Consider the following 9204-nt stretch of genomic DNA (forward strand, 5'->3'; position numbering starts at 1 on the left):
CGTTTTACAATCGAACGCGACTTCATCAGACACTGGGCTACAAGTCGCCAGACCAATACGAAGCCGAACACGCCCCGGTTCTAGCGGCGTAAAAACCTGGCCCGCCACTGTCCGAAAGTCGTGGGCTGCCGCACACGCACAACGCTATGCAGGGGAATGAACAGTTTCTCCGTGTTCGTGTTTTTCGTTGTTCAAGAGACGTGGCACTGTCCCTCTAACGAAACAAGGTATGGATTGGTGAAACGCACTCACACTTATTTAACTCAGATCACTCTAGTGCTGTTGGTGATGGTCGCATTATTTGTGGCTATTGCGGTGTACGTGCGTAGTGTTGTGTTCCGACTTGCACCAGGGGGAGATTCCTGGGAGCACTACCAGTCCGGTGGTTTGTTCGTTTCCGCCTCGCCGTCCGCAACTTCGGTACGCGGGGCTATATACTTTGCCTCGCCTTGCACTGGGAAGGGAGATATCTACCAGACCTCCCAAGAGACACGGGATGCGACCCGAGTTACCTCAAGCCTGGCATTCGAGGCATCTCCGCTTGTTGCCAGGGATGCAGGAGAATTATTCTTCTCCAGAGAGATCGATGGATTTCGTCACATTTGGTCACAGGATTTAACGACCGGCGAGCAAAACCAGCAGACATTTGGACGTTATCAGGACGATCCCCTGCAGGTATCTTCCGACGCACGATATCTACTATTTTCAAGGGGAATGACGTATGAATTTTCAAGTGGTACGATCGGCTCGACAACGTTACTCGATCGCAAGTCCAACCACATCTGGGAGATTGGAGTGGCCGCCGCGATGTCGCCTGCTAGCCCTCTGGTCGCCTACACAAAGGGGGATGGCCCAGACAATCACGCTGTCTGGATTTTAGATTTGAAAGGCCAGGCTAGTGAACCTTCGAAATTGGAAGCACGTGGGATTCCGCTACAATTCTCCCCCGATGGACGTTACTTGTTAACGAGTCGTTTGAAGGCCACAGCGGCACCCTATGGGGAACGAGAAATTTGGCTCTACGATCTGGAAACTGCGAAAGACAAATACTTGCTGGACGGGTACACCACATTGATATTCGGCAAGTCCAATTACAAAGTAATCGCCCTGCAAGGAGAACAGCAGACTCTTGTCTTGTATGATCTGCAAAGCATGTTGCAAGCACCACTTTTCGCTGTACAAGGTTTGCGAACCGTACCGCGGACAACCAATGATGGCCAAGGGGTCTTGCTTATCGAGTGGTCAAATTCCAGGATGCTTGCCGGGAAGATCTGGGGCATGACGTCCGAAGATCAAGGTCTACGTGTCATTTCTTCGATTGATTGCGGGAAGTCTATCAACCCCTAGCTCAACAGCAGTGATCTCAACGTTCCAGGATTCTTGGTATCAGGACTCATTGGGTTCTAATACTAGCCTGCTGATTTTCACCCGCTCCCTATCGAGGACTGATAAGAGATTGCTCTTATTACAGCCCTGAATGGAAAAAAACAAAGTGGAAATGGAGGCTCTTTGATTTCCCATAGCGGGATGCCCAAACGACAGCCATTGCTCCGTGCCTTCCAGCTACTGCCAGTCATTGAGCTCCAGTCACAAATCGTAAACTCAAGAAAAGCCCTGGCAAAACGCCAGGGTGTTTTGCTTTTCCGGCCCCATTCTTGGAAAGGCTGCCACCATTCGACCAGGCATGCCCAAGGCCCTGTCGCTGCCGATCTCACCGAGCCTGGCACCAAGTGGACGCTTGTCGATCTTTCAGAAACCAACGATCCTAACACAGGCGACATCTACTCAGGTCTCGACCGTTTCGGACGTGTGAAAGACAACCGCTGGTATAACTACGGCAGTTCCGCGGATGTCGACCGCATCAAGTGCGGCTACGCCCGGGCGGGCAGCCGCACCTGGCGACAGAGCGTGGTGGCCAATTCGCTTAGCCAGCCCTTCGACGAGCTTTGCCACTACGACGGCACTCACCGCTTGAAAGCAATGGCGAGAGGGACGCTAAGCGGTAGCCACGACGCAATCTCAAATAAGTCCCTGGCCGAGTGCTGGTCATTGGATGCCACCAACAACTGGAAGGGGTACTGCGAAGATAACGACGGAAACGGATCGTGGAACCTGGTTCAAGATCGCAGCATGAATCAGGCCAACGAGATCACAGGCATCTCAGAAACTACCGGTCCCTCATGGGTGACGCCTTCGTATAGCCGAAGCGGGAACATGACGACCATTCCTCAGCCATTAGATCCAACAACGTCGTACACTGCTACATACGACGCATGGAATCGTTTAGTGTCCTTATCCGACGGAACAGATGCCGTTACGAAATATCAATATGACGGCTCCAATCGGCGCACGGTTGTGATGTCTTACGCATCAGGATCACTCGACGAAACACGGCATGCTTACTTTACCGATGCCAGGCAATGGCAAGTAATCGAGGAACGGGTAGACTCGTCGACAGACGCGGAACGACAATACGTCTGGGGGCTGCGTTACATTGACGAATTAGTGCTGCGAGACCGCGACATAAACGGTGATGGAGTCGTCGACGAGCGGCTTTACGCCTTGCAGGAGGCTAATTGGAGCGTCACAGCGCTACTCAGTGCCTCAGGAGCTACCCTGACACGCTTTGCCTATCAGCCATATGGGCAAAGTGAGGCGCTAAATGCAGACTTCACGAGCTATAGTGGCACGGATCACGATTGGGTACATCGTTTTACTGGACGCGAGTTGGATCGTACCACACAGCTGTATGACTTTCGAAACCGGTACTACCATTCACGCCTTGGCGTATTTTTGTCGAGAGACAGAGAAGAGTATGTTGATGGCATGAACTTGTTTTTCCCTTATTTCGTGCCTAGCTCCGTAGACCCATTTGGGAATTCATGTGTCAAATTTGAGTACCCCCCGATTGAGCGTTACACGAGGCCTGAAGATGGCAGCTTTCCAGTGATACCTCTGCCCTTGCCGGGCATGGGGGTCAAGATAGATGGCAGAGGTGGTTTTACCGTGTCGATAAAGGGTCAGCAATGTGATAAATGCTGCCCCGATGGACGTCGCGTCAAAGACGATCAATTTTCTGCCAGTGGCAAGGTGCTGATGGAGTCGAGAATAACTGCAGGATACGTTGATGTTGGTGGTATCAAAGCATTTTTGCAAACCGTATTCCCACTATTTAAAATCAGTTACTACTTCGGTTTTAGATTGAGATTCAGACTAGAAGAGAGTTTTAGCGGTGGGGGGTCGACAGACAAGTGCAACGGAAAGAATGACCCAGGGTTTGAGGTATGTATTTCACCTAAGGCGTCTGTAAGATTGTCTGGCGGAGGTGAAGTACGGCTGAGCTATGGAATCCTTAGCTATCGAGTGAGCCTTGAACTCTTTGGAGAATTAACTGTCGCTGAGGCGAAGGCTTGCATAAAATGCAATGGAAGCAGTTGTAACTCCGACTTGCAAATCGGTGGACTTACCGGCACTATTGGGATTAAGGCTTGTCTGGCGGCATGCTTTGAATTCACCTTATGGTAGTTGGGCCCCCTCGTCAAAGGGGCACTGGCAGAAATATGAACATATTTGCATTCACTGTGTGGCAGTGGCTAATCGTGTAGTTCAATAGACTCGATATTGCAAATAATAGCGATTCGGATATGAAGTCATAGTGTTCGACGACATCGGAAAGTCAGCAGCAGGCAAAGATCCGCGAGAACTCTTTATTATGGGGGATCAATGGTATACTAACATCAGGACTTGGGAACTGACAATTTCCCCTAATACATTAACGGTCACGCCTGCCGGAACTGCGTGGGGATGCATCATTGCCTTTAACGGACTGACCTTATTTCTTTTAGCCTGCTCGCTTTATCTTATAAACACTTATGCGGATGCCGATCGTAAAGCAATTGGGATTTTCAGTGCCATATCGATTCTCCTCGCCACCGGGGCTTGCGTCACTGCGTTGACGCTTCGAAAGTTTTGGATCGAGCAGAGCTTGGGCCCCTGGCTAATAGTGGACCGTAAACTTCGCACGGTATCTCTTCCGCGACACGGCATAGTAGTACCCATCGAACAAGTCGACCACCTTCAAGCAGTTTCTGGCACCGAGTATGAACTGAGTCGCTGGTCGGAAACGGAATATAAGTCGGAATTGAATATCGTGCTTGTCGATGGCCAGGAACGGAAACGCCACCACTTGCTGGCCTACCTGGGACAACATGAATTTGACGGGCTGGCTGCAGAGATCGCTCAACTCAATGTGTTGCCTGTCAAACGTATTCGTTCTAACTGGGATCCCAGGAGGATTTCAGAAAAGTGGCTTACGCCTGAAAGCAAAGGGAGGTAATGCATTGGTTGTGCCTGGAAGGGTAGTAGCGTGCTGCTCCAAGCGAAACAAAAAATGTGGGGCGAAGGGAACAGTCAACGGCTACTTCCTTCGCATGCAACGTGGATGTGATAAATAGGGAACTAGGTGTTTATTAATTTCCCGCAGAGGGAGAGCGACAAGTCCACCATCGCCCTATGTCTGCTTGTTAAATGCAGCCGATGACATTCAACCCAAAATCGAAAATCAAGAAAAGCCCTGGCAAAACGCCAGGGCTTTTCTTGATTTGCCGGACCCATCCTAGGAAAGCCTGCCATCATGCGACGGCATTTCGAGCTGACATGCCCAAGGCTCTACCGCTGCCAATCTCGCCGCGCCTGATACCAAATGGACTTTAGCAGACCTCTCAGGAACTAACGATCCCGACACAGGCGACATCTACTCCGGTCTCGACCGTTTCGGCCGCGTAAAAGACAACCGCTGGTTCGACTACGGCAGTTCCGTCGATGTCGACCGGATCAAGTACGGCTGCGACCGCGCGAGCAACCGCACCTGGCGACAGAATGTCGTGGCCAATTCGCTCAGCGAGCCATTGGACGAGCTTTATCACTACGACGGAGTCCACCGCTTGAAAGCAATGCCGCGAGGGATACTAAACGGTAGTCACGATGCGATCTCAAATAAGTCCCTGGCCGAGTGCTGGTCGTTGGATGCTACCGGCAACTGGCAGAAGCACCTGGAGGATGCCAATGGGGACGGGACTTGGGATTTGAATCAGACCCGCACCTCGAATGATGTGAATGAGATTACTGATATATCCGAGTCGGTCGGCACGTCGTGGGACACGCCTACGTATAATCGATCAGGTAATCTGACTTCCATGCCACAGCCCAGTAATCCATCCAATTCTTACTTTGCGACTTAAGATGCCTGGAACCGGCTGACAAGCCTTTCCGATGGGATCGCCAGTGTGGCAGATTTCGCGTACGACGGCCTCAACAGACGAATTTTGCGAGACGCCAACTCGCTTGCCACGCATTTCTACTACAATCAGTACTGGCAGTGCCTCGAACGGAGCGGAGCCGCGAGCACTGCCAGTCTGCAGTACGTGTGGGGACAGCGATACATCGATGATCTCGCTCTCAGTGAAACAAGTAATACGCGTCCTTTCTATTGCCAAGATGCAAACTATAACGTTGTGGCCGCCATTGAAGATTCCGGCGGTGCGATAGAGAGATATGCGTATTCTTTATATGGAAGTACTGTGGTGCTGGACGGCGCGTTTTCTCCCAAGTCTTCGGGACTGATCGGAAACGAAATCCTATACACAGGGAGACGTCTTGATACCGATACAGGACTGTATCAGTTTAGGAATCGCTACTTCCGCTCAGGGCTAGGTATGTTCCTGTCTAGGGATCCAATGGGCTACAGCGATGGCCCGGGATTATATGAGTATGTCGGCAGCAATCCAATCCTGATGCTAGATCCAATGGGACTGTCGTGCACTGAGAGCAAGACGCAGCTCAACTACCCATTCCCTTGGGATGAAAGCGATCCACCTCGCAAATGGAGTCTGCTTAAAGGGAAGTTGCCGATCGAGTTCGACATTGAGGCAAGTGTAAACTGCACGAAGAAGATTTGCGATGAAGGATGCGGTTGCTCGCTGGAGGCTCAGAAAGTTACCACAGACTGCAGGGTCAATTTCGGCCTTAAAGTGCAGGCAAAGATTAAGATAAGACTCGACACTGTAACGGCTGCAGCAGGGACATCCGTCACAGTTGGCGGGATGTTTCAGCTGTCAGGTCGTATTGTTCACGGCGAAGGAGGTTGCAAGGATGAGCAATATACGGATCTGTGTCTTAATATGCGTGGACAACTGTTTCTAAAGTGTTGTCCCGTTGATTGGAGTTGGTGGGGAAAGGCATGTGGCAGTGTTAAAATTACATGCGATAACAGTATTTGCGGTGGTGGGTACATGCCAAGCGGCACGCCCAGTTCTTCTCCGTTCGGCTTAGAGAAGTGCTCGGTTAAAATAACAGGTGAAGCGTGTCTGCTAGGGTACTGCCAGGAAAAAACCTTTTGGAATGAAGACGATGGGTGGTTGTAGTGCGGCATGCCTCTAGGTATCTGGCATGATAGTGGCGATGTGTGTCACCAGGAGTAGATGGTCATGATCATTCGGTCGTTTCAGGAAGTAGTATTGGACCAACTGCCCGACGGGGTGCTTCAAAAGCGGAGCCGTGGTCGCTTTGGAGTCAAATTCAGCAATAGTGCTTTCGGAATATTCATCCGAGTTGCCATGTTGCTGGGGTTTGTAGGCCTCCCGATTTGGAGCGTGTTCTTTGGGGATGAAATGGCACGACTGCCCCCGTCAAAATGGTTTGGCGTTTTAGGGTTTATTGCCTCTGGCATATTTGTAGGGGCATACTTCCCTGCAGTTGTGATCGATGTCGATGCCCGGTGCGTGAGTAGTGGTTACATGTTCTTTAATTGCTTTCCTATTGTCATGTTCCGCTACCCTGTTGATGATACGGATCGCGTCCAGATTCGAGTCACCGACAACCATTTTGGAGAGCGACACAACCCAGTGTATCAAGTAGTAATACGCCGACCAGGACGGTATGGGGCCGTTATTGTGCTCATTGAGGTCGTGTTTCCGCCGGAGGATCCACTGCCTAAATTACGACAATTCGGAAATCTGGTAGGGCAATTACTGAGCATTGAGCTTGACGAGGAAATTAATTCCGATGGCATGAAAGGGAGTATGCCTGAATACAACTAGAGGGATGGAGCCGGTGTTGGCGGTCATTTTCGGTGCGATATTGGTGCTTAGGGATCATGCAGTATTAAATCAAGGGCTTGGCCTACGGACCACGGCAATCGCATTCGGATTTAAGGTCTCAGGACTCTTTGGTTCTGATACGAACCTCCAGATTTTCCACCCACTCCCTATCGGGGAGGGGCGGTCTTAAATCCAATCCTGAATGGAGAAAGACAAGGAGGGCCAGAGGGCGTTTTGGTTTTCCACGGCGGATACCCAAACGACAGCCATTACCCAGTGCTTTCCAACTTCTCCAGTCACAGATTGCAAACCAAGAAAAGCCCTGGCAATACGCCAGGGTTTTGTGCTTTTCCGGCCCCATTCTTGGAAAGGCTGCCACCATTCGACCAGGCATGTCCAAGGCCCTGTCGCTGCCGATCTCACCGAGCCTGACACCAAGCTAACACTACCGCCCCCTCAGGTGCCAACGATCCCGATACAGGCGACATCTACTACGGTCTCGGCCGCTTGAAAACAATGTCGCGAGGAACTCTAAACGGTAGCCACGAAACGATCTCAAACCAATCACTAGCTGAATGCTGGTCACTGGACGCTACGGGCAACTGGCAGAAATACCTGAAGGATATCAACGGCTATGGAACCTGGGACCTGAATCAGCCTCGCACGTCCAACAACGTGAATGAGATTACCGGTATTGCAGAGTCGGTCGGTACTTCGTGGGCAACGCCTGCCTACAACAGGGCAGGCAACATGACGACAATCGCGCAGCCCGATGACTTGGCCAACTCGTATGCAGCGACATATGACGCCTGGAATCGGTTAGTGAAGCTAGAAGATGGAAACAACACGATTGCCGAGTACCAGTACGACGGAGTAAAGCGGCGAGTAGTTGTGAAGTTGTATGAGTCCGGTGCGCTCGATGAAACGCGTCATTGCTACTTTACCGATCCAGCCAAATGGCAAGTGATCGAGGAGCGGATCGGCTCTTTCAACGCGTCTCATGTTCAACACGTGTGGGGTCTGCGATATGTCGATGATTTGGCTCTGCGCGATCGTGACACGACTGGCAATGGAGTACTCGATGAGCGGTTGTATGCGATGCAAGATGCCAACTGGAGCGTCACTGCCGTGGCGGACGCAGTTGGAGGCGTGCCTGAACGATTTGCTTATAAGCCGTATGGGGAGAGCGAAAAGCTCAATCCCGACTTCTCGCCCCGCATGGGAAGCAATTTGGCGTGGAGCGTGCTGTACACGGGACGAGAGCTTGACCTGGCAACCGGACTACAGATCAACCGAAATCGGTATCTGAACCTTCAATTAGAATGCTGGATTACGAGAGATCCGATTGGCTATGCCGATCGCCCAAGCCTCAACCAATATCTTCGCGAACGTCCGGATCTTTCAACTGATCCTCTTGGATTGCTGCGAGTAACTCCTAAAGAAAACCCATTTCAGTCGCCAGAGCCGATCTCGACGCCCACCTGGAGGGAATGGTGGAATAACCTCTCAGGAACAACAAAGGCACTGTACACTGCAATTGCATCATGTGCTGCTGGCGCTTTGGCAGGGATCAGTTTTGATGTAATCATCAGAGCGTTATCTGGCAAGAATATTTGCGACATTGGAATTTTATGTAGTGCTCTAGGGGGATGTGTAGCGGGATTTTGCATACCTCTGATCATAAGCACTGGTATATTTGAACCCTTCGGATGGCTAGCTGCAGCTGAGGCTATTGCAGCCTGCTCAGTAGTTGGCACACTGGTGTGTCAAAAGTGTGCACAAAACATGGGTGCAACTTCCCCATGCAATGTTCTTTACTTCTGTGTATTGGCATTATTAATTCGTGTTTGGATATACTGCATGAACAGCGAGTACAATCACCAAGACTAGGCAAGTTGCGTCACATCGAACTCGACACAATCCGAATTGTGTTGAACTGGACAACCCTGTATGACAACGCTTAGAACACGGCTCCCACACGGCAATCGCATGTTCAATCCCCATTAAAACCGGCATAAATCTTGTCCAGCACCGTCTCGTCCCAGCCGGCGCGGAGGCGTTTTCCGCGGATGTTATCTTTGACGGTAGTGTCCTGCTTTAAAATATT

At 51.0% G+C, this 9204-nt stretch carries 7 protein-coding genes; 6 read left to right on the forward strand and 1 reads right to left on the reverse strand.

From position 1 onward, the window contains the following. Nucleotides 1–237: 237 nt before the first annotated feature. From DTL42_RS25980 to DTL42_RS09705, 3 genes are all read left to right on the forward strand, one after another. Nucleotides 238–1347 (forward strand): TolB family protein, encoded by a 1110-nt coding sequence (locus DTL42_RS25980; RefSeq protein WP_147274221.1) that lies wholly within the window; start codon nt 238–240, stop codon nt 1345–1347. A 162-nt stretch (nt 1348–1509) separates the two neighbouring features. After that, a complete protein-coding gene (locus DTL42_RS09700) occupies nt 1510–3525 on the forward strand; it encodes an RHS repeat domain-containing protein (RefSeq protein WP_147274222.1) in 2016 nt (671 codons plus the stop codon). A gap of 130 nt (nt 3526–3655) precedes the next feature. Next, the gene (locus DTL42_RS09705; RefSeq protein ID WP_114368534.1) at nt 3656–4336 is read left to right on the forward strand and encodes a hypothetical protein; all 681 of its coding nucleotides are present in this window, start codon (nt 3656–3658) and stop codon (nt 4334–4336) included. Between the two features lie 385 nt (nt 4337–4721). Here DTL42_RS09705 and DTL42_RS09710 read toward each other — a convergent pair whose 3' ends face one another. After that, entirely contained in the window at nt 4722–4925 is a 204-nt protein-coding gene (locus DTL42_RS09710; protein ID WP_114368535.1) for a hypothetical protein, read from the reverse strand. Between the two features lie 360 nt (nt 4926–5285). On the opposite strand from DTL42_RS09710, the gene DTL42_RS09715 reads away from it, so the two are divergent. The 3 genes from DTL42_RS09715 (at nt 5286) to DTL42_RS09730 (ending at nt 8987) form a co-directional block, all read left to right on the forward strand. Continuing rightward, nucleotides 5286–6422, forward strand: a complete 1137-nt coding sequence (locus DTL42_RS09715) for an RHS repeat domain-containing protein (protein WP_158545300.1) — start codon at nt 5286–5288, stop codon at nt 6420–6422. 63 nt (nt 6423–6485) lie between these two features. Continuing rightward, nucleotides 6486–7097 (forward strand): hypothetical protein, encoded by a 612-nt coding sequence (locus DTL42_RS26730; RefSeq protein ID WP_114368537.1) that lies wholly within the window; start codon nt 6486–6488, stop codon nt 7095–7097. A 516-nt stretch (nt 7098–7613) separates the two neighbouring features. Further along, a complete protein-coding gene (locus tag DTL42_RS09730) occupies nt 7614–8987 on the forward strand; it encodes an RHS repeat domain-containing protein (RefSeq protein WP_114368539.1) in 1374 nt (457 codons plus the stop codon). Nucleotides 8988–9204 lie beyond the last annotated feature (217 nt).

The sequence above is a fragment of the Bremerella cremea genome, assembly GCF_003335505.1.
In the GTDB taxonomy this organism is placed as follows: Bacteria; Planctomycetota; Planctomycetia; order Pirellulales; family Pirellulaceae; genus Bremerella; species Bremerella cremea_A.